This window comes from Pseudomonas sp. Leaf434 (assembly GCF_001425545.1).
In the GTDB taxonomy this organism is placed as follows: Bacteria; Pseudomonadota; Gammaproteobacteria; order Pseudomonadales; family Pseudomonadaceae; genus Aquipseudomonas; species Aquipseudomonas siliginis.
The window spans coordinates 322,590-344,484 of the sequence record NZ_LMQZ01000008.1; the positions used below are offsets into that span (position 1 = coordinate 322,590).

Annotated in this window: 22 protein-coding genes; all 22 read left to right on the plus strand. The window is 60.1% G+C overall.

Annotated elements, in window-relative coordinates; genetic code table 11:
- Positions 1–82: 82 nt before the first annotated feature.
- Positions 83–319, plus strand: a complete 237-nt coding sequence (gene acpP, locus ASG55_RS16305) for an acyl carrier protein (protein WP_003175607.1) — start codon at positions 83–85, stop codon at positions 317–319.
- A gap of 108 nt (positions 320–427) precedes the next feature.
- Positions 428–1,672 carry a beta-ketoacyl-ACP synthase II gene (gene fabF / locus ASG55_RS16310; protein ID WP_038860467.1) on the plus strand — a complete coding sequence of 415 codons (1,245 nt, stop codon included), beginning with the start codon at positions 428–430 and terminating at the stop codon, positions 1,670–1,672.
- Positions 1,672–2,487: an aminodeoxychorismate lyase gene (gene pabC, locus ASG55_RS16315; protein ID WP_056788247.1), complete on the plus strand. Its 816-nt coding sequence runs from the start codon at positions 1,672–1,674 to the stop codon at positions 2,485–2,487. Before fabF ends, pabC begins: the two co-directional genes overlap by 1 nt.
- 3 nt (positions 2,488–2,490) lie before the next feature.
- Positions 2,491–3,660, plus strand: coding sequence for an endolytic transglycosylase MltG (gene mltG / locus ASG55_RS16320; RefSeq protein WP_056788250.1), 1,170 nt, complete (start codon positions 2,491–2,493; stop codon positions 3,658–3,660).
- A gap of 19 nt (positions 3,661–3,679) precedes the next feature.
- Complete coding sequence (tmk, locus tag ASG55_RS16325; protein WP_056788253.1) at positions 3,680–4,312, plus strand: dTMP kinase; 633 nt, start codon at positions 3,680–3,682, stop codon at positions 4,310–4,312.
- Positions 4,305–5,288 carry a DNA polymerase III subunit delta' gene (locus tag ASG55_RS16330; protein ID WP_056788257.1) on the plus strand — a complete coding sequence of 328 codons (984 nt, stop codon included), beginning with the start codon at positions 4,305–4,307 and terminating at the stop codon, positions 5,286–5,288. Before tmk ends, ASG55_RS16330 begins: the two co-directional genes overlap by 8 nt.
- A gap of 42 nt (positions 5,289–5,330) precedes the next feature.
- Positions 5,331–5,687 (plus strand): PilZ domain-containing protein, encoded by a 357-nt coding sequence (locus ASG55_RS16335; RefSeq protein ID WP_016770983.1) that lies wholly within the window; start codon positions 5,331–5,333, stop codon positions 5,685–5,687.
- Positions 5,688–5,702: 15 nt separating this feature from the next.
- Positions 5,703–6,494, plus strand: coding sequence for a TatD family hydrolase (locus tag ASG55_RS16340; RefSeq protein WP_056788260.1), 792 nt, complete (start codon positions 5,703–5,705; stop codon positions 6,492–6,494).
- Between the two features lie 351 nt (positions 6,495–6,845).
- Complete coding sequence (locus tag ASG55_RS16345; RefSeq protein ID WP_016770981.1) at positions 6,846–7,484, plus strand: TetR/AcrR family transcriptional regulator; 639 nt, start codon at positions 6,846–6,848, stop codon at positions 7,482–7,484.
- A gap of 138 nt (positions 7,485–7,622) precedes the next feature.
- On the plus strand, positions 7,623–8,591 hold the full coding sequence (locus ASG55_RS16350; protein WP_056788262.1) for a GTP 3',8-cyclase MoaA: 969 nt from the start codon (positions 7,623–7,625) through the stop codon (positions 8,589–8,591).
- 165 nt (positions 8,592–8,756) lie between these two features.
- Positions 8,757–9,362: a DUF4823 domain-containing protein gene (locus tag ASG55_RS16355; protein WP_016770979.1), complete on the plus strand. Its 606-nt coding sequence runs from the start codon at positions 8,757–8,759 to the stop codon at positions 9,360–9,362.
- Between the two features lie 14 nt (positions 9,363–9,376).
- Positions 9,377–9,937 carry a DUF1285 domain-containing protein gene (locus tag ASG55_RS16360; RefSeq protein ID WP_056788265.1) on the plus strand — a complete coding sequence of 187 codons (561 nt, stop codon included), beginning with the start codon at positions 9,377–9,379 and terminating at the stop codon, positions 9,935–9,937.
- Between the two features lie 192 nt (positions 9,938–10,129).
- Entirely contained in the window at positions 10,130–10,846 is a 717-nt protein-coding gene (locus tag ASG55_RS16365; RefSeq protein WP_041479437.1) for a FadR/GntR family transcriptional regulator, read from the plus strand.
- Positions 10,847–10,980: 134 nt separating this feature from the next.
- Entirely contained in the window at positions 10,981–11,856 is an 876-nt protein-coding gene (locus tag ASG55_RS16370; protein WP_056788268.1) for an SMP-30/gluconolactonase/LRE family protein, read from the plus strand.
- Between the two features lie 270 nt (positions 11,857–12,126).
- Complete coding sequence (locus ASG55_RS16375; protein WP_056788270.1) at positions 12,127–12,945, plus strand: SDR family oxidoreductase; 819 nt, start codon at positions 12,127–12,129, stop codon at positions 12,943–12,945.
- A gap of 137 nt (positions 12,946–13,082) precedes the next feature.
- Positions 13,083–14,087: a substrate-binding domain-containing protein gene (locus ASG55_RS16380; RefSeq protein ID WP_056788271.1), complete on the plus strand. Its 1,005-nt coding sequence runs from the start codon at positions 13,083–13,085 to the stop codon at positions 14,085–14,087.
- A 53-nt stretch (positions 14,088–14,140) separates the two neighbouring features.
- A complete protein-coding gene (gene araG / locus ASG55_RS16385) occupies positions 14,141–15,688 on the plus strand; it encodes an L-arabinose ABC transporter ATP-binding protein AraG (RefSeq protein WP_041479431.1) in 1,548 nt (515 codons plus the stop codon).
- A 12-nt stretch (positions 15,689–15,700) separates the two neighbouring features.
- The gene (araH, locus tag ASG55_RS16390; protein ID WP_056788625.1) at positions 15,701–16,669 is read left to right on the plus strand and encodes an L-arabinose ABC transporter permease AraH; all 969 of its coding nucleotides are present in this window, start codon (positions 15,701–15,703) and stop codon (positions 16,667–16,669) included.
- Positions 16,670–17,506: 837 nt separating this feature from the next.
- The gene (locus ASG55_RS16395; RefSeq protein ID WP_016770970.1) at positions 17,507–18,220 is read left to right on the plus strand and encodes a GntR family transcriptional regulator; all 714 of its coding nucleotides are present in this window, start codon (positions 17,507–17,509) and stop codon (positions 18,218–18,220) included.
- Positions 18,217–19,215, plus strand: a complete 999-nt coding sequence (locus ASG55_RS16400) for an ADP-ribosylglycohydrolase family protein (protein WP_056788274.1) — start codon at positions 18,217–18,219, stop codon at positions 19,213–19,215. The genes ASG55_RS16395 and ASG55_RS16400 overlap by 4 nt, the downstream gene beginning before the upstream one ends.
- A gap of 202 nt (positions 19,216–19,417) precedes the next feature.
- Entirely contained in the window at positions 19,418–20,884 is a 1,467-nt protein-coding gene (locus tag ASG55_RS16405) for a purine-cytosine permease family protein (RefSeq protein WP_056788276.1), read from the plus strand.
- Entirely contained in the window at positions 20,877–21,806 is a 930-nt protein-coding gene (locus ASG55_RS16410; RefSeq protein WP_056788279.1) for a PfkB family carbohydrate kinase, read from the plus strand. The genes ASG55_RS16405 and ASG55_RS16410 overlap by 8 nt, the downstream gene beginning before the upstream one ends.
- Positions 21,807–21,895 lie beyond the last annotated feature (89 nt).

Sequence of the window (21,895 nt, forward strand, 5' to 3'; positions counted from 1 at the left end):
AGTTGAAAAACTGAAAAGGCTTTCTATACACTTACCCACTGGCCAGCTGCCTGAATTTGTCCATTAGGAGTGAAAACAAGGTATGAGCACCATCGAAGAGCGCGTCAAGAAAATCGTTGCCGAGCAACTGGGTGTTAAAGAAGAAGAAGTGGTCAACACCGCTTCCTTCGTAGAAGACCTGGGTGCCGACTCCCTTGACACCGTTGAGCTGGTGATGGCTCTGGAAGAGGAATTCGAGACCGAAATCCCTGACGAAGAAGCTGAAAAGATCACTACTGTACAAGCTGCAATCGACTACGTTACCAGCCACCAGGCGTAATAGTTTGTAATCGTTGCTTGCTGTCATGGAAAAACCGCACTGCCATCATGGCGTGCGGTTTTTTCTTTAGGCCTGATGCAAAGTCGTCATTTGAAAAAGGAGAGTGCTGTGTCGCGTAGACGCGTCGTAGTCACCGGTATGGGTATGTTGTCGCCACTGGGCACGGATGTGCCGAGCAGTTGGCAGGGCATTCTGGCTGGCCGCAGTGGCATTGGTCTGATCGAACACACCGACCTTTCTGCCTATTCGACCCGCTTCGGCGGTTCGGTCAAGGGCTTCAATGTCGAGGAATACCTGTCGGTCAAGGAAGCGCGCAAGCTCGACCTGTTCATTCAGTACGGCCTCGCCGCAGGCTTTCAAGCCGTGCGCAACGCCGGTCTGGAAGTCACCGATGCCAACCGTGAACGCATTGGCGTGGCCATGGGTTCGGGTATCGGCGGTCTGACCAACATCGAAGAAACCAGCCGCACCCTGCACGAGACCGGTCCGCGACGGATCTCGCCGTTCTTTGTGCCTGGCTCGATCATCAATATGATTTCCGGCTTCCTGTCGATCCATCTCGGCGCACAGGGACCCAACTACGCCATCGCCACCGCGTGCACCACCGGTACGCACTGCATTGGCATGGCCGCGCGCAACATCATGTACGACGAAGCCGACGTGATGATTGCCGGCGGTGCGGAAATGGCTGCCTGCGGTCTGGGCATGGGCGGCTTCGGCGCATCCCGTGCGCTGTCGACCCGCAACGACGAGCCAACCCGCGCCAGCCGTCCGTGGGACAAGGGCCGTGATGGCTTCGTCCTGTCCGACGGCGCCGGTGCTCTGGTTCTCGAAGAGCTCGAACACGCCAAGGCCCGTGGCGCCACGATCTACGCCGAGCTGATCGGTTTCGGCACCAGTGGCGATGCGTTCCACATGACCTCGCCACCCGCCGACGGCGCCGGTGCCGCGCGCTGCATCACCAATGCCCTGCGCGACGCGAAGATCAATGTCGATCAAGTGCAGTACATCAACGCCCACGGCACCTCGACCCCGGCCGGCGACCTTGCCGAAGCCAATGCGATCAAGTCTGTGTTCGGCGATCACGCCTACAAGCTGGCCGTCAGCTCGACCAAGTCGATGACTGGCCACCTGTTGGGTGCGGCGGGCGCGGTCGAAGCGATTTTCAGCGTGCTGGCGATCAACAGCCAGGTGGCACCGCCGACCATCAACCTTGATGAACCGGACGAAGGCTGCGATCTCGATTTCGTTGCGCACACCGCGCGCAACATGGACATCGATGTCGTGCTGTCCAACTCCTTCGGTTTTGGCGGCACCAACGGCACTCTGGCGTTTCGCCGGTTCGCCGGCTGATGGACAGCTGGGTCGACGGTCAACCGGCTGACGTGCTGTCGCTGAAAGATCGCGGCCTGGCTTACGGCGATGGTCTGTTCGAGACCATTGCCGTGCGCAGTGCTCGGCCGATCCTGCTGGATCGGCACCTGACGCGCCTGGCTGATGGCTGCGCGCGTCTGGCCATTGCGACCGATCTCGAGCTGGTTCGCCATGAGCTGCTCAGCTATGCCGCTGCGATGGGCGAGGGCGTGCTCAAGCTTATCCTCACTCGGGGTGACGGCTTGCGTGGTTATGCGCCCGATCCTGCGGCGCAGGGCCGACGCATCCTGCAAGGCAATCCGCCGGCAGCGTATCCCGCTGCCCATGCCGAGCACGGCATCCGCCTGTTTCCCTGCAACACGCGTTTATCTACGCAGCCTTTGTTGGCCGGGCTCAAACATCTGAATCGACTGGAACAGGTGCTCGCCCGCGCCGAATGGCAGGACAGCGAGCATGCCGAAGGCTTGATGCTCGATCAGGCCGGGCGCGTCGTCGAAGGTGTGTACAGCAATATTTTCCTGGTGCGCGACGGTGGTCTGATTACGCCCGACTTGAAGCGCTGCGGGGTCGCTGGGGTGATGCGCGCGGAAATATTGTTTCAGGCCGAGTCGCTGGCCATCCCCACGCAAATCGCCGATATCAGCCTCGAACAGCTGCAATGGGCTGATGAAGTGTTTGTCTGCAACAGCGTTTATGGCGTCTGGCCGGTACGCGCCTGTGCTGCACTGAGCTGGCCGGTTGGCCCGCTCACCCGTAAACTGCAAACCATTGCCCGCGCGCTACTGGATGCTTGATTCGTGAGACGTAAACTTTTGCTGCTGCTGGAAACCGGACTGGTTCTGGCAGGGCTGCTGTTGGGCGCCAGCGCCTGGAAAATTCATTCGGCGCTGGAACAGCCCCTGAACATTCCGCAGGAACAACTGCTGGATGTGCCGAAAGGCTCTACACCGACCCGTACCTTCCTTGAACTCGAAACCGATGGCGTCATCAAGGACGCGTTCTGGCTGCGCGTCTACTGGCGCTTCAATCTCGCCGGCACACCGATTCACAGCGGCGAATACCGCATGCAGCCGGGCATGACCGTCAACGGTCTGATCGATTCGTGGAAGCGCGGCGACGTGGTTCAGTACAGCCTGACCCTGGTCGAAGGCTGGACTTTCCATCAAGTGCGCGCCGCCCTGGCCAAGGACGACAAGCTCGAGCAGACCCTCACCGGCCTGAGCGACAGCGATGTGATGGCGAAGATCGGCCACAAAGGGTTGTTCCCTGAAGGCCGGTTCTTCCCGGACACCTATCGTTTCGTGCGCGGCATGTCCGATGCCGAGCTGCTGAAAAAGGCCTTTGATCGTCTCGATGAAGTGCTCGCCAAAGAGTGGGCGCAGCGTTCTGCCGATGTGCCTTACAGCGAACCTTATCAAGCGCTGATCATGGCCTCGCTGGTCGAGAAAGAGACCGGTGTTCCGCAGGAGCGTGGGCAGATTGCCGGGGTGTTTGTGCGGCGCATGGCGTTGGGCATGCAGTTGCAGACGGATCCGACGGTGATCTATGGCCTCGGCGATCGCTACACCGGCAAGCTGACCCGCGCGCATCTGAAAGAACCGACACCCTATAACACCTATGTGATTCCCGGTTTGCCACCGACGCCGATTGCGATGGTCGGACGCGAAGCGATTCATGCTGCGCTCAACCCGGTGGAGGGCAGCAGCCTGTATTTCGTCGCCCGTGGCGATGGCAGCCATGTGTTCTCCGATGATCTGGATGCGCACAACAACGCAGTGCGTGAATACCAGCTCAAGCGCCGCGCCGATTACCGTTCCAGCCCGGCACCAGTAACCGCGCCGGCCACCGATGAGGCGATTCCGGCGGCCTCGCCGAACACCGCGCCCGAGGCGCTGCCGCAAGTGCCGCCGCAAGAACCTGCGCCAGCCCCGGAACCGGACGCCGCTGCACCGCAGAACGCGCAATGACTTTGATGAAGGACTGCCTGTGACTGGCTTGTTTATTACCCTGGAAGGCCCGGAAGGCGCGGGCAAGAGCACCAATCGCGAATACCTCGCCGAGCGCCTGCGCGCCGCCGGTATCGAAGTGCTGCTCACCCGTGAGCCCGGCGGTACACCGCTGGCCGAACGGATTCGTGATGTCCTGCTGACCCCGGCCGACGAAGTGATGCACCCGGACGCCGAGCTGTTGCTGATGTTCGCCGCGCGCGCCCAGCATCTGGCCGAGGTGATTCGCCCGGCGCTGGCCCGTGGCGCTGTGGTGCTGTGTGATCGTTTCACCGACTCGACATACGCCTATCAGGGCGGCGGTCGTGGTTTGTCACTGGAGCGCATTGCTACGCTGGAAACTTTCGTGCAGGGCGACTTGCGGCCCGATCTGACCTTGATTTTCGACCTGCCCGTTGAAATCGGCCTGGCCCGCGCCAGTGCCCGTGGTCGCCTGGACCGTTTCGAACTCGAAGGCCGGGCGTTTTTCGAGAACGTGCGCAATGCGTTCCTGAAACGCGCCGAAGCCGACCCGTCGCGCTACGTGCGCATCGATGCCGGTCAGCCATTAGCCAAGGTCCAGCAATCGCTGGACACCTTGCTACCGAATTTGCTGGAGCTGGCCCGTGGCTGAGGCCTATCCATGGCAGGACAGCCTCTGGCAGCAACTGGCCGGCCGCAGTCAGCATGCTCACGCGTACCTGCTCCACGGTCCGGCCGGGATCGGCAAGCGTGCGCTGGCCGAGCGCTTGATGGCCAGCCTGCTGTGTCAGCGCCCTACGCCTGAGGCGTGCGGCGAGTGCAAATCCTGCTTGCTGCTCAAGGCCGGCAGTCATCCGGACAATTACATCCTGGAGCCGGAAGAGGCGGACAAGGCGATCAAGGTCGATCAGGTTCGTGATCTGGTCAGTTTCATCGTGCAGACCGCGCAGCTCGGCGGGCGCAAAGTGGTGTTGATCGAGCCGGTCGAGTCGATGAACATCAACGCTGCCAACGCCTTGCTCAAAAGCCTTGAAGAGCCGTCCGGCGATACCGTGCTGCTATTGGTCAGCCATCAGCCGAGCCGTTTGTTGCCAACCATCAAGAGCCGTTGCGTGCAGCAGGCCTGCCCGCTGCCGGGCGAGGCGATGAGCCTGCAATGGCTGGCCCAGGCGCTGCCGGATTGCGCGGAGGAAGAGCGCGTCGAACTGCTGACCCTCGCCGCCGGGTCGCCACTGATGGCGGTCATCCTGCAATCGCAAGGTGTGCGTGAACAACGTGCACAAGTGGTCGAAGGCGTGAAGAAGTTGCTCAAGGGCCAGCAATCGCCGACGCAACTGGCGGAAGAGTGGAAAAGCATTCCGATGCTGCGTCTGTTCGACTGGTTCTGCGACTGGTCGAGCCTGATCTTGCGCTATCAACTGACTCAGGACGAAGCCGGCCTCGGCCTGGCCGATATGCGCAAGGTCGTGCAGTACCTGGCCCAGAAAAGCCCGCAGGGTAAAGTGCTGGATATTCAAGACTGGATTCTCGCCCAGCGACAGAAAGTGCTGAGCAAGGCCAACCTCAATCCGGCCCTGTTGCTGGAAGCATTGTTGGTGCAATGGGTGGGATTGCCTGGTCAAAGATAAGAATGTGTACCTAGACTCTGAAGATCAGCAGTGGAGGTGAACATGATTGAACCTGTCAGCCCGGGGCCGCGTAACGGCATCTTGTCCCTGACCATCAAGGACAAGTCGGTGCTCTACGCCGCCTACATGCCGTTCATCAAGAATGGCGGACTGTTCATCCCGACCAACAAAAGCTACCGGTTGGGCGACGAGGTGTTCATGCTGTTGCACCTGATGGATGAAGCGGAAAAAATTCCGGTCGCCGGCAAAGTCGCCTGGATCACCCCCAAAGGCGCACAAGGCAATCGCGCCGCCGGTGTCGGTGTGCAATTCAACGACGGCGACGACACCGCGCGCAGTCGCATCGAAACTCATCTGGCCGGAGCGCTGAAATCCGACCGTCCCACTCATACGATGTAAGTTGCAGTCCTTTTTATGCTCGTAGATTCCCATTGTCACCTTGACCGTCTCGACCTCGCCGCCCATGAAGGCTCGCTGGATGCCGCACTCGCTGCGGCCCGTGAGCGCGGGGTCGGACACTTTTTGTGCATTGGCGTCAGCGCCGACAACGCCGCCGACGTCAAAGCCCTCGCCGAGCGTTATGCCGATGTCGATTGCTCGGTCGGCGTGCATCCACTGGATGTGCAGCCGGGCGCCGCACCGGCGCTGGACTGGCTGCTGCACGAACTCGATCACCCGAAAGTGGTGGCGATCGGCGAAACCGGTCTCGACTATCACTACGAGCCGGAAGCTGCCGAGTTGCAGCAGGAGTCGTTTCGCCTGCATCTGCAAGCGGCGCAGCACACCGGCAAGCCGGTGATCATCCACACTCGCGGCGCCCGTGCCGACACCCTCGAACTGCTGCGCGAAGCGGCGCTGCCCCAGGCTGGCGTGTTGCATTGCTTCACCGAAGACTGGGACATGGCCAAAGCAGCGCTGGACATGGGTTATTACATTTCCCTGTCGGGCATCGTCACGTTCCGCAATGCCGACGCTCTGCGCGATGTGGCGAGCAAAGTGCCGGCCGATCGCCTGCTGGTGGAAACCGATTCGCCGTATCTGGCGCCGATTCCGTATCGCGGCAAGCCGAACCTGCCGCAGTACGTGCGCGAAGTCGCGGAGTTTCTGGCGATGCTGCGTGGTGAGAACTACGAGCGCTTTGCCGAGCAGACCACGGAAAACTTCAAGCGCTTGTTCCCGCTGGCGAGTGTTAAATCTGCCGTATGACGGCAGGCCAAATCGCAGGCAAAAAAAACCCGGGTTCTGGGGGGTGAATCCGGGTTAAGACCATTAGGAGTAAAACAAAGGCACGCGGTCCGTTGGTACCTTTACCGGCACGACACTTGGGGGAGATGTCGCCCGACAGTTCAAGTATTGATCAGTCTGGCGTGCAGTCCAGTGAGCGGGTCGGGGTTTTTAAACAAATTTGGAATACGTTTGCTTCAGTTGAGTTCTCATTGCACCCGATTCGTTCTCGAAATGAACAAGAAACACAGATTTGGTCGATGAACCGTGCTTTTTTGCGCAAGTTAGGCATAATACGCGGCTTCGAATTTTGACCCTTCAGACCTTTTTCTTATGCATAAAGAACCTCGTAAGGTCCGTGAATTTCGTCGCCGCGAGCAGGAAATTCTCGATACCGCGCTCAAGCTGTTCCTCGACCAGGGTGAAGACAGTGTCACCGTCGAGATGATTGCTGATGCCGTGGGTATCGGCAAAGGCACGATCTACAAGCACTTCAAATCCAAGGCCGAGATCTACTTGCGCCTGATGCTCGATTACGAGCGCGATCTGAACGAGCTGCTGCATTCGGCCGATGTCGACAAGGACAAGGAAGCGCTGTCCCGCGCCTACTTCGAATTCCGCATGCGCGACCCGCAGCGCTATCGCCTGTTCGACCGTCTCGAAGAGAAAGTGGTCAAGGGCAATCAGGTGCCGGAGATGGTCGAGGAACTGCACAAGATCCGTGCCTCGAACTTCGAACGCCTGACCCTGCTGATCAAGGGTCGCATCAGCGAAGGCAAGCTCGAAGACGTGCCGCCGTACTTCCACTACTGCGCATCCTGGGCGTTGGTGCACGGCGCGGTGGCGCTGTATCACTCGCCGTTCTGGAGCAACGTGCTGGAAGATCAGGAAGGCTTCTTCCAGTTCCTGATGGACATCGGCGTGCGCATGGGCAACAAGCGCAAGCGCGACCCGGAAACGCCGAGCACATAAGTCATTCAGCGGGCTGATTGCGCCGTGTTTTAGCAACATGGCGCAATAGCACAGGAATATACTCAGGCATAGGGCTTGCTAAAACCTGATTTCTCAGTCAAGTTTTGCTCGCTCGATTTTCTTTCGCCGGAGTGTTTCATGATCGTTGACCGTCAAGGCAGGCGTTTTCGCAATCTGCGCATCAGCCTGACCTCTGCCTGCAACTACGCCTGTACCTACTGCGTGCCCAACGGCAAGCGGTTGGTCGCTGCGCAGGATGAGCTGTCGGCCGAAGCCATGGCGCGCGGCGTCGAATACTTGATCGAAGCGGCCGGCATCGAGCGCCTGCGCATCACTGGCGGCGAGCCACTGGTCAGCCCCAAACTCGAATCGTTCATGACTGCCGTCGGCCAGATGGGCCTCGACGACATCAGCCTGACCACCAATGGTCAACTCCTCGCGAAAAAACTGCCGCTGCTGGTCGATGCCGGTCTGCGCCGGATCAACGTTTCCCTCGATACCCTTGATGCCGCGGCTTTTCGCAGCATCGCCCGTGGCGGCGATCTGGCCAGCGTGCTCGATGGCATGGATCAGGCTGCTGCTGCCGGGATGAAGATCAAGGTCAACATGGTGCCGTTGCGCGGGCAGAACCTCGATCAGGTCATGCCGCTGCTCGACTACTGTCTGGAGCGCGGCTTCGAACTGCGTTTCATCGAGCTGATGCGCATGGGCCATCTGGCCAAGGATTCCAATGCCTTCCTGCAGCAGTTCGTCAGCCTTGAGCAGTTGCTCGGCCTGATCGGCGAACGTTATGAATACGCCCAGACCGACGCACCGGTGGACGCCACGGCCGTTCGCTATGCGATTTCCGGTCGCGGCAATTTCGGGGTGATCGCCAACGAAAGCGTGCCGTTCTGCCGCACCTGCTCGCGCTTGCGCCTGTCATCGACCGGTTGGCTGCATGGCTGCCTGTCGTCGAGCAACCGCCACTATGTCGGCGATCTGCTCGACAAGCCGCGTCATCAGGCGTTGCCGGCGCTGCAACGTTTGCTGGTCAAGGCGTTGGGTGACAAACAGGAGGTGGCGTTCTCTGGCGGTGCTACTGTCATGAAGATTATTGGCGGTTGAAGAACCGCTTTCGCGAGCAGGCTCGCTCCCACAAGTGGAATGCATTTCCCTGTGGGAGCGAGCCTGCTCGCGAATGCCTCTATCACTGAATTTGTCGAGCTGGCGCAAAAGCTGCATCCAACGGCCATTCGCCGGTTTTCCGACACCGGCTTCTGGAGGAATAGGATGCGTAGCCTGGTTTTGCTGCTGGCCGTTTTGGCGCTTGGTGGCTGCATGAATGTCAGCGATATGGCCGAAGGCACTCGCTATCACATGAGCGATGCGGGGCTTCTGGACCATAGCGACAGCCGCCGGGTGAACAATCTCCGCATTCAGCCGGACTCGTTCATCTTTATCGCCCAGGGCGCGTTCGCGCCACCGGGTGGTTCCTATCCACGGCCGAACGTGGTCGCCGAAGAAGCCTTCAAGGGCTTTGTCGAATACTTCCCGATGGTCCGCCGCGCCCGTGCGCCGGAAGGCCTCGACCAGGCCATGGGTGAAGCCCGTGATGCCGGCGCGCATTATCTGCTCTACACACGATTCGCCAAGGCTGACGACCGCATCGGCAACTCCGATGAGTGGCTGGACCAGGAAGCCGTGGATCGCCTCGGTATCGATGGCGGCGTGATTCAGATCATGTTGATCGAGACCAGCACCCAGTATTTGATTGATACTGCGCGGATCAAGAGTCGTGGCGGTTTACTGACGTTCCATGATTCCAAACCCGAAGACCTCATCGGTCCGCCGCTGGCGCAATACGCACGCAGCCTGCTGGGGATCGGCGACCAGTAATCAAGGAGTACGCCATGAGTGACCCGCAAACAGCCAATGACCTGCTGGGGCAGATCCCCAAGACCAAAGGCCTGCCACCGGTGCATTTGTGGAACCCGGATTTCTGCGGCGACATCGACATGCGCATTGCCCGTGACGGCACCTGGTACTACCTGGGTACACCGATCGGGCGCAAGCCGATGGTCAAACTGTTCTCCACCATCATCCGCCGCGACGGCGATGATTATTTCCTGATTACCCCGGTCGAGAAGGTCGGGATCAAGGTCGATGACGCGCCGTTCGTAGCGGTTGCCGTGGAAGTGCAAGGCGAGGGTGATGCGCAGGTTTTGCGCTTTACCACCAATGTCGAGGAAACCACCGAAGCGGGGACTGAGCATCCGCTGCGTGTCGAGATCGATCCTGAGACTCAGGAGCCTGCGCCCTATGTGCATGTGCGCAGCAACCTTGAAGCGCTGATTCACCGCAATGTGTTTTACCAGTTGGTGGAACTGGCGGTGAGCCGCGAGATCGATGGTCAGCGCTGGTTGGGCGTGTGGAGCGGCGGCGAGTTCTTTCGCATCGGCCTGGAACCCTGACACAACATCAAAATGTGGGAGCGAGCCTGCTCGCGAATGCGCTGTATAAGTCGCCAGCAATGTTGACTGACACGACGCTTTCGCGAGCAGGCTCGCTCCCACAATGGTTTGCGCAAGCTGAAAAAATCCGATTGACTGTTATTCGTATGATGATTAGCGTAGGTACCCATCGCGATTCGCCTTGAGGTGTACATGTCCAGCAGCTTTCATGCGTCGACCGTTGACTGGCTGGGCAGTTGGATTGCTGCCGGTCAGGTCAAGCCGGGGCAGACCATCAAGGTCGAGGCGGATCTGGGCGAGCAGCTTGGTGTCAGCCGTACGGTGATTCGCGAAGCAATCAAAACCCTCGTCGCCAAAGGCATGCTCGAAGTCGGTCCGAAAGTCGGCACGCGGGTGTTGCCGGTACGGCGCTGGAATCTGTTCGATCCGCAGGTGGTGGGTTGGCTATCGCGCAATGGGTTGCCGGAAAACTTCGTAGATGACCTGCTGGATTTGCGCCGCACCATTGAGCCGATGGCGGTGCGCTGGGCCTGTGAGCGGGCGACACCGGAGCAGATCGAAGCGGTACAACTGGCTTTCAATGCGCTGGAACGTGCAGTCGACAGCGGCGTTGATTACAACCGTGCCGACCAGGCCTTCCACGAATGCATTCTGGCCGCCAGCCATAATCAGTTCATCGAACAAATGGTCCCGGCCCTCGGTGCGTTGCTGGCGGTGTCGTTCGAAGTCTCCGCCGCCGACCCCGATGAACTGCGCCGCACCTTGCCGATCCATAAAGACATGGCCGATGCCATCGCCGCGCGCGATTCGACCCGTGGCGTGTGGGCGTGCATGACCTTGATCGACAATGCCGATCTGGCGATAAAACGCTTTTACCCGAAAGTCATGGCGGACCGCAAAGCCAGCTAAGACCGAAAATTCCCTGTGGGAGCGAGCCTGCTCGCGAATGCGTCAGGTCAGATGCATCATCATTGACTGACACGCCGCTTTCGCGAGCAGGCTCGCTCCCACATTGGAAACAACAAGAACATGAAGGATTCCAGATGACCTGCACCGCCCTGACCCAACACCGCGCGCAACTCGGCGAAGGCCCGTTCTGGGATGCGCCGACCCAGGCGTTGTACTGGGTCGATATCGCCGGTAAACAAGCGTTGCGCCTGATCGGCCAGAACGTGCAGATCTGGCAGATGCCCGAGCACATCTCCGCCTTCATTCCCTGCGCCAGCGGCGATGCGCTGGTGACATTGACCAGTGGTGTCTACCGCCTCGATCTCGATTCGCCTGGCCTCGAGCCACGTTTGACGCTGTTCTGTGTCGCCGACCCGCAACCGGGCAACCGGCCCAACGAAGCCCGTTGCGATGCCTTGGGCCGGTTGTGGTTGGGCACCATGCAGAACAACATCGGCGAGCACGGTGAGGATCTGCCGCTGGTGCGCCGTTCCGGAGGCCTGTTCCGTATCGATCCCGATCAGCGCGTGACACCGCTGCTGCTCGGTCTGGGCATTCCCAATACCTTGTTGTGGAGTGACGACGGCACCACGCTGTTGTTTGGTGAAAGCCTCGACAGCACGCTCAATCGATATTTCATCCGCACTGACGGCAGTCTCGATGCTCCGCAGGTGTTTTACTCGTCTGATCAACACGGTGGTCCCGATGGCTCGGCGATGGACGCCGAAGGCTACGTGTGGAATGCACGCTGGGACGGCAGTTGCCTGCTGCGCCTGACGCCGGACGGGCAGGTGGATCGCAAAATCGATCTGCCGGTCAGTCGCCCGACCAGTTGCGTGTTCGGTGGCGAAGACTTGAAAACCTTATTCATCACCAGCGCCAAGAGTCCGCTGAACCATCCATTGGATGGCGCGGTGCTGAGCATGCGCGTCGACGTTGCAGGAAAACTCTGTACGCGTTTTGCTGGTTAAATCCCATAATATGGGATGCAAAATTATATATTGAGATTATTTGGCGGTCGGGTTTATAGTCGGCTCCAGCAGTAACACGCACTCACACTTAAAAAGAACAAAACAGGTGAAGTGATGCAGCGAATTCTTGTCGCCCGCGCAAGCGGGATCCGCCTTTCGTCACGGCTCAATGCCGTTGACGACGCATGCCTGTCTGTTTTTCCCAGCCGTCAGAACCGGACATCCACCGATGGCCGGTTTTTTTGCGCCTGCGTGCAGGAGGCCTGAGCCATGGCTGAAGCGCTGACATTGCCGCAAGTGTCGGCCCCGCCGAAAGGCGAGCGTCTGAAAAACAAGGTCGTGCTGTTGACCGGGGCCGCTCAGGGCATCGGCGAAGCGATTGTCGCCGCCTTCGCCGCGCAGCAAGCCAGATTACTCATCAGCGACATCCAGGCCGACAAGGTCGAGCAGGTCGCCGCTCACTGGCGCGATCAGGGCCATGACGTGCAGGCGCTCAAGGTCGACGTATCGAATCAGCAGGATCTGCATGCCCTGGCCCGACGCGCCGTGGAATTGCATGGCCGCATCGATGTGCTGGTCAACTGCGCCGGGGTCAATGTGTTCCGCGATCCTTTGCAGATGACCGAAGAGGACTGGCGCCGCTGCTTCGCCATCGATCTGGACGGCGCCTGGTATGGCTGCAAAGCCGTGCTGCCGCAGATGATCGAGCAGGGCGTGGGCAGCATCATCAACATCGCCTCGACCCATTCCAGCCACATCATTCCCGGCTGCTTCCCGTACCCGGTGGCCAAGCACGGCTTGCTCGGCCTGACCCGCGCGCTCGGCATCGAATACGCGGCCAAAGGCATTCGCGTCAACGCCATCGCGCCGGGCTACATCGAAACGCAGCTGAACGTCGACTACTGGAACGGCTTTGCCGATCCGCACGCCGAGCGGCAGCGCGCCTTTGACCTGCACCCGCCCAAGCGCATCGGCCAGCCGATCGAAGTGGCGATGACGGCGGTGTTTCTGGCCAGCGATGAGGCACCGTTTATCAATGCTTCGTGCATCACCATCGATGGCGGCCGCTCGGTGATGTACCACGACTGAATAAAACGGATTTCCAGCGCTGAACTACGCTTGAAATCCAATCATCATACGATATGACTATTTTCAAACAGCTTCACTGAGAACACGCTTCAACGCTTTTCAAACCTTGCTCAAAAAAAATAACAAGGAGTCATCTGATGAAACGTCGTTTCGGGATTCGTACCCTGTGCAGCACTGCCCTGGCGGTCACTGCGTTCAGCCTGAGCAGTGCGCTGCTCGCCGCCGACGCGGTGAAGATCGGTTTTCTGGTCAAGCAGGCCGAAGAACCGTGGTTCCAGACCGAATGGGCTTTTGCCGAAAAAGCCGCCAAGGACAAAGGCTTTGAACTGATCAAGATCGCGGTACCGGATGGCGAGAAGACCCTTTCGGCCATCGACAGCCTGGCCGCCAACGGCGCCAAGGGTTTTGTGATCTGCCCGCCGGACGTGTCCCTCGGCCCGGCCATCATGGCCAAAGCCAAGATCAATGACCTGAAAGTGATTGCCGTCGACGACCGTTTTGTCGACGCCAACGGCAAATTCATGGAAGACGTGCCGTACCTGGGCATGGCCGCGTTTGAAGTCGGCCAGAAGCAGGGCGCCGCGATGGCCGCCGAAGCGAAAAAGCGTAACTGGGAATGGAAAGACACCTACGCGGTGGTCAACACCTACAACGAACTCGACACCGGCAAGAAGCGCACCGACGGTTCGGTCGATGCCCTGAAGAAGGCCGGCATGCCCGAGGATCACATCCTCTTCGCCGCGCTGAAAACCCTCGACGTACCGGGCAGCATGGACGCCACCAACTCGGCGCTGGTGAAACTGCCGAGCGCGGCGAAAAACCTGATCATCGGCGGCATGAACGACAACACCGTGCTCGGCGGCGTGCGCGCCACCGAAGCGGCCGGTTTTGCCGCGAGCAACGTGATCGGCATCGGCATCAACGGCACCGACGCCATCGGCGAGTTGAAAAAGCCTAACAGCGGCTTCTTCGGGTCGATGCTGCCAAGTCCGCACATCGAAGGCTACAAGACCGCCGAGATGATGTACGAGTGGATCACCGCCGGCAAAGAGCCGCCGAAGTACACCGCCATGGATGACGTCACCCTGATCACCCGCGAAAACTTCAAGCAAGAGCTGGAAAAAATCGGCTTGTGGAACTGAGGCAGCGACGGCCCGGGCAGCCGGGCCGTTTTTCGGTGTGAAGAGGTGGCTTTATGCACGCGCAAGTACAGACACAAGAACAACACGGCGCCAGCGGCAGCCTGCGCTTCAACGGGATCGGCAAGACCTTTCCCGGCGTGAAAGCGCTCGACGGTATCAGCTTCGTCGCCCACCCCGGCCAGGTTCATGCCTTGATGGGCGAGAACGGCGCGGGCAAATCGACCCTGCTGAAAATCCTCGGTGGCGCTTACATCCCAAGCAGCGGCGAGCTGCAGATCGGCGAGCAGGCGATGGCGTTCAAGTCCACCGCTGACAGCATCGGCAGCGGCGTCGCGGTGATTCACCAGGAACTGCATCTGGTCCCGGAAATGACCGTGGCCGAAAACCTGTTTCTTGGCCATCTGCCGGCCAGTTTCGGCCTGATCAATCGCAGTGAGCTGCGCCAGAAAGCCTTGAATTGCCTGAAGGGGCTGGCGGACGAAATCGATCCGCAAACCAAGGTCGGACGCTTGTCGCTGGGTCAGCGGCAACTGGTGGAAATCGCCAAAGCGCTGTCGCGCGGCGCTCACGTCATCGCTTTCGACGAACCGACCAGCAGCCTCTCGGCGCGCGAGATCGATCGCTTGATGGCGATCATCGGGCGCCTGCGCGACGAAGGCAAAGTGGTGCTCTACGTTTCCCATCGCATGGAAGAAGTCTTCCGCATTTGCGACGCCGTCACTGTGTTCAAGGACGGCCGCTACGTACGTACATTCGACGACATGAGCCAGTTGACCCACGATCAACTGGTGACCTGCATGGTCGGTCGCGACATTCAGGACATCTACGATTACCGTCATCGCCCGCGTGGCGCCGTGGCGTTGAAGGTCGATGGTTTGCTCGGCCCGGGCCTGCGTGAGCCGATCAGTTTCGAAGCGCACAAGGGCGAAATCCTTGGCCTGTTCGGGCTGGTCGGGGCAGGGCGCACCGAGCTGTTTCGCCTGCTCAGCGGCCTGGAGCGCAACACCGCCGGCCGCCTCGAATTGCGCGGCCATGAGCTGAAACTGCGCTCGCCGCGTGATGCGATTGCCGCCGGCATTCTGCTCTGCCCGGAAGATCGCAAGAAGGAAGGGATCATCCCCCTGGCCAGCGTTGCCGAGAACATCAACATCAGTGCCCGCGGTGCGCATTCCGGGCTTGGCTGCCTGATCCGCGGCTTGTGGGAAAAGGGCAACGCTGACAAGCAGATCAAGGCCCTGAAAGTGAAAACCCCGCACGCTGGCCAGCAGATCAAGTTCCTTTCCGGCGGCAACCAGCAGAAAGCCATTCTCGGCCGCTGGCTGTCGATGCCGATGAAAGTCCTGCTGCTCGACGAACCGACCCGTGGCATCGACATCGGCGCCAAGGCCGAGATCTACCAGATCATTCATAACCTCGCCGCCGACGGTATTTCGGTGATCGTGGTGTCCAGCGATCTGATGGAAGTGATGGGCATTTCCGACCGCATCCTGGTGCTGTGCGAAGGCGCCCTGCGCGGCGAAGTCAGCCGCGACCAGGCCAATGAATCCAACCTGCTGCAACTGGCTTTGCCACGCCACCGCGCTGACGGCGTGGCGAACTGAGAGGTGACTATGATGACTACGCAAAACGAAACCCTGCCGACCGAGCGCAAACCGCTGGACATGCGGCGCTTCCTCGATGACTGGGTCATGCTGCTGGCGGCGATCGGCATCTTTGTCGCCTGCACACTGCTGATCGACAACTTCCTCTCGCCGCTGAACATGCGTGGCCTGGGTCTGGCGATTTCCACCACCGGCATCGCCGCGTGCACCATGCTTTATTGCCTGGCATCCGGACACTTCGACCTCTCGGTCGGCTCAGTGATCGCCTGTGCAGGCGTGGTCGCGGCAGTGGTAATGCGTGACACCAACAGTGTATTTCTCGGGGTCAGCGCGGCGTTGGCGATGGGCCTGATCGTCGGGCTGATCAACGGCATCGTGATTGCCAAGTTGCGCGTCAATGCCTTGATCACGACGCTGGCGACCATGCAGATCGTTCGCGGTCTGGCCTATATCTTTGCCAACGGCAAAGCGGTCGGTGTGTCGCAGGAATCGTTCTTCGTCTTCGGTAACGGCCAGCTGTTCGGTGTGCCGGTGCCGATCCTGATCACCATTGTCTGCTTCCTGTTTTTCGGCTGGCTGCTGAACTACACCACCTACGGGCGCAACACCATGGCCATCGGTGGCAACCAGGAAGCGGCGCTGCTGGCGGGCGTCAACGTCGACCGCACCAAGATCATCATCTTCGCCGTGCACGGTGTGATCGGCGCGCTGGCGGGTGTGATTCTGGCCTCGCGGATGACTTCCGGGCAGCCAATGATTGGTCAGGGTTTTGAATTGACAGTGATTTCCGCGTGCGTATTGGGCGGGGTTTCGCTGAGTGGCGGCATCGGCATGATTCGCCACGTGATTGCCGGGGTGTTGATTCTGGCGATCATCGAGAATGCGATGAACCTGAAGAACATCGATACGTTTTATCAGTATGTGATTCGTGGTTCGATTCTGTTGCTGGCCGTGGTCATTGACCGCTTGAAACAACGGTAACGTCAAAAGCTACCCCTCACCCCAGCCCTCTCCCAAAGGGAGTGGGGGCCGACCGAGGTGTCTTGCGTTCTACATCGACCTGAAATATCGGGTCGATTGTGGATTCGCTAAAGCAACATCATTTCGGCGCATTTCCTGAGCACTCCCCAATCAGTCTACATCGACCTGAAATATCGGGTCGATTGTGGATTCGCTAAAGCAACATCATTTCGGCGCATTTCCTGAGCACTCCCCAATCAGTTCCCTCTCCCAAAGGGAGTGGGGGCCGACCGAGGTGTCTTGCGTTCTACATCGACCTGAAAGATCGGGTCGATTGTGGATTCGCTAAAGCAACATCAGTTCGGGGCATTTCTTGAGCACTCCCCAATCAGTTCCCTCTCCCAAAGGGAGAGGGGACCGACCGAGGTGTCTTGCGTTCTACATCGACCTGAAATATCGGGTCGATTGTGGATTCGCTAAAGCAACATCATTTCGGCGCATTTCCTGAGCACTCCCCAATCAGTCTACATCGACCTGAAATATCGGGTCGATTGTGGATTCGCTAAAGCAACATCATTTCGGCGCATTTCCTGAGCACTCCCCAATCAGTTCCCTCTCCCAAAGGGAGTGGGGGCCGACCGAGGTGTCTTGCGTTGTACATCGACCTGAAAGATCGGGTCGATTGTGGATTCGCTAAAGCAACATCAGTTCGGCGCATTTCCTGAGCACTCCCCAATCAGTTCCCTCTCCCTCCGGGAGAGGGCTAGGGTGAGGGGCTCTTGATTTTGCTCTCTCCACCGGTCACCTCCCTCAAATTTTTGTTGCCCGCCACGCCCCGTTTCGGTTATCAATTTGTACATGATTAGACAGGTACGATTCGACAAGAAACAACGGGTGGTCGACGAGCTCGTCCGACGCATCGAAAGCGGCCTCATGGAGGACGGCTTTCTGTTGCCCGGCGAACATCAGTTGGCTCAAGAATTCCAGGTCAGCCGTGGCACCTTGCGTGAGGCGCTGGCCGAACTGAAGCGGCGTAATTACATCGCCACGCAGAGCGGTGTCGGTTCCATCGTCACTTTCGACGGTGTCGCGCTGGATCAGCGCAGCGGCTGGGCGCAGGCGTTGGCCGACAGCGGGGCGCTGATCAATACCGAAGTGTTGCGCCTCGAGGCGGTGACTCGCCCAGATCTGCTGGTGCGTTTCGGCACCGATCAATTCATCACCCTCGACCGTCGCCGGCGCGCCACCGACGGTACGCTGGTGTCTCTGGAACGATCCTTGATGCCGGCCAATGGCGGCCTGGAAAGCCTGCCTCGCGTCGGCCTGATCGACAATTCCCTAACCATCACCCTGGCCGCCTACGGCTATATCGGTGAGCGCGGCGATCAGTGGATCGGCGCCGAGCCGCTGAATGCCGAAGACGCTGAGCTGCTTGGTCGACCGGTCGGCACGGTGTTTCTCAAAGCCCTGCGCACCACCTACGACCGGCAGAACCGTTTCATGGAACAGGTCGAAAGCCTGCTTGACCCGGTGCACTTTCGTCTGCACCTGCAATTCGGAGAATCGAAATGACCGCGCTCAACCGTGCGCTTGGCGCTTTCTATGGTCTGGCTCTGGGTGATGCGTTGGGCATGCCGACGCAGTCGCTTGATCGTGAAACGATCAAGGCGCGCTTCGGCCAGATCACTGATTTGCAGGACGCAGGTCCCTTGCAACCGATCGCCGCGAACATGCCCAAAGGCTCGATCACCGATGACACCGAGCAGGCGATCCTGGTCGGCGAATTATTGGTCGAAGGTCACGGCCGTATCGAGCCGGCGGTTCTCGCCCAGCGCTTGATCGAATGGGAAGCCGAGATGCAGGCCAAAGGCTCGCAGGACTTGCTCGGCCCCTCGACCAAACGCGCTATTGAAATGATCCTCGCCGGGCATTCCCCGGAAGAAGCCGGGCGCTACGGCACCACCAATGGCGCGGCGATGCGCATCACCCCGGTGGGCATTGCCGCGAACGTGGCCGATCCGCAGCGCTTCATTGCGGCGGTCGTGCAGGCTTGCCAGGTGACGCATAACACCACGCTGGGGATTTCCAGTGCAGCAGCGGTGGCGGCGGTGGTCTCGGCCGGGATCAACGGCGTCGATCTGGGCGAGGCGCTGAATCTTGGCCAGCAGATTGCCCAGCAAGCCGAAGCCCACGGGCATTGGGTCGCCGGTGGGCGCATGGCCTCGCGCATCAGTTGGGCGCGCAGTATCAGCGTCGACAGTGACAAAGCACTGCTCGCCGATCTGCTCTACGACGTGATCGGTACATCGGTGGCGTCGCAGGAGTCGGTGGTGGTCTCATTCGCCCTGGCCCAGCAAGTGGCCATCGGCGAGATGACGGCATTCGAAGCGCTGTGCATGGCCGCCAGTCTCGGCGGCGACACGGATACCATCGCGGCGATTCTCGGCGCCATGCTCGGCGCTTGCCTGGGTCTTGAGTGCTGGCCGCAGCCGATGATCGAAACGGTGAAAGTCGTTAATCAACTTGAGCTGGAACCGTTAGTGCAGGGGTTGTTGGCCTTGCGTTGACTGGCTGGCCTCTTCGCGAGCAGGCTCGCTCCCACAATTGGAATGCATTTGCTTGTGGGAGCGAGCCTGCTCGCGAAAGGGGCGGCGCATTTCTAAAGAATTCACACAGCAATGGATCGCACAGACAGGCCTCGGAAGGCCGGTTGTCTTGTCGTTTTGCATCATTGCCACAACCACAAAAAAGGCAAACAGGAGCATCTTCATGAGTTCATCAACCGCCGGGCAAAGCGTCGGGCAGCTGGAAACCCGGGGCATCGAGCCGGTGCCGGAAGCCGAGTGCAACGGTCATCCGTTGCAGCTGTTCTGGGTCTGGTTCGCCGCGAATATTTCCATCCTCGGCCTGCCGCTGGGCGCTACGCTGGTGGCGTTTCGCGGGCTGGCGATCTGGCAGGCGATCATCGTCGCCATCCTCGGCGCCGCCGGTTCGTTTGCCGTGGTCGGGATCATTTCGATTGCCGGGCGTCGTGGCCGCGCGCCGAGTCTGACGCTGTCGCGGGCAATCTTCGGCGTACGCGGCAACATTGGCCCGACGCTGGTTTCGCTGATGTCGCGTCTGGGTTGGGAAACCGTCAATACCACCACTGCGGCGTTTGTCCTGCTGTCGCTGTGTTCGATCCTGTTCGGCTCGCCGGTCGAGGCGAAAAGTGCGCCGGTCCTGACGCTGATCTTTATCGCCATCTTCGTCCTGCTGACCTTGTCAGTGTCCGGCCTCGGCCACGCGACCCTGCTGGTGATCCAGAAGTGGGCGACGTACGTGTTCGGCGCGCTGAACATCCTCGTCGGTGGCTTCCTCTGCGCGACCATCGACTGGAGTGCGGTGTTCAACGCCACGCCAGCACCGCTGAGCGCAATGATCATCGGCATCGGCACCATGGCCGCCGGCACCGGCATCGGCTGGGCCAACGCTGGCGCTGACATGTCGCGCTATCAGCATCGCAGCGTCAAGGCTGTGCGCCTGGTGGCGTCGGCGGCGTTCGGCGCAGGGATTCCGCTGGTGCTGCTGATCACCCTCGGCGGCTTGTTGTCGGTGGGCAACAATGATCTGGCGTCGGCGACTGACCCGATCGTGGCGATCCGGGACATGTTGCCGACGTGGATGGCCGTGCCGTACTTGATCACCGCGTTCGGCGGCCTGCTGCTGTCGAACAACCTGTCGGTATATTCCGCCGGCCTGACCACGCTGACACTGGGCCTGAAGGTCAAACGGGTCTACGCGGTAGTGGTGGATATCGTCGCGATCTTCGTCGGCTCGATCTACTTCATGCTGATCGCCGACAGTTTCTACGGCCCGTTCATTACCTTCATTTCCCTGCTGGCAGTGCCGATCACTGCGTGGGTCGGGATCTTCGTGGTCGATCTGATTCACCGTCACTACTACAGCCCCAAAGACCTGCTCGACGTCAGTCCGAGCAGCGCCTACTGGTATCGCGGCGGCATTGAGTGGCGCGCGTTTGGTGCCTGGGCGATCGCCATCGTCCTTGGTTTCAGCTTCACCACCATCGGCACCACGGCAGAAAACGTCTGGTTCAAGGGCTTTCTGTCCGACTCCTGGCTGGGCCACAACGGCCTCGGCTGGATCGTGACCTTCGTCGTCGCCGGTGGCATTTACCTGATACTTGGCGGTGCGAAAGATCGCCGCGCCGCGCAAACCGAGAATGCTCATGCCTAAGATGTTGCACACCGGCCAGGTCATCATCGACCTGGTCATGGCCGTGGATAAACTGCCGCAGATTGGCGGTGATGTGCTGGCGCAGTCGGCCGGTTTCGAAGCGGGCGGCGGTTTCAACGTGATGGCCGCTGCGGTGCGTAACGGTCTGCCGGTGGTTTACCTCGGTCGCCATGGCACGGGGCGTTTCGGTGACCTGGCGCGCCAAGCGATGCAGGCGGAAGGTATCTGCATCGGCATCCGCGAACCGGCCGAGCGCGACACCGGTCTGTGTGTGGCGCTGACCGATGCGTCGGCTGAACGCAGTTTCATTTCCTATATCGGCGCTGAAGGTGAGGTGACCGAAGACGATTTGAACAGTGTGGCTGCCGAGCCCGGCGATTACGTTTATCTCAGCGGTTACAGTCTGCTGCACGAGGGCAAGGCGCAGGCGTTGCTCGACTGGACGCTGGCGCTGCCGGCGTCGGTCAATGTGGTGTTCGACCCGGGGCCGTTGGTGGAGTCACCTGACGCGCCGATGATGCAGGCGTTGCTACCGCGCATCAATGTGTGGACCAGCAACAGTGTTGAGGCGCTGCGATTTACTGTGGCTGATGAAATTGGCGCGGCAATGGATCGGCTCGCGAAGCTCCTGCCGGAAAATGTGCTGATGGTGGTGCGCGACGGGCCGCAGGGTTGCTGGATTCAACAGCGTGGCGAGCGTCGACAAGTGCCGGGGTTTGCTGTCAATGCAGTGGACAGCAATGGCGCCGGTGATGCGCATGCCGGGGTGTTTGTGGCCGGATTGGCGCAGGGGTTGGAGGTTCCGGAAGCGGCGCGGCGGGCCAATGCAGCGGCGGCGCTGGCGGTGACTCGCTGGGGGCCGGCGACTTCACCGGGGGCGGGTGAGGTGGATGCGTTTATCTATCAGTACTGCGGCGATTGAGCCGAAGCCTTCGCGAGCAGGCTCGCTCCCACATTGGATCTACGTCGTACACAAATCTTCTGTAGGAGCTGCCGAAGGCTGCGATCTTT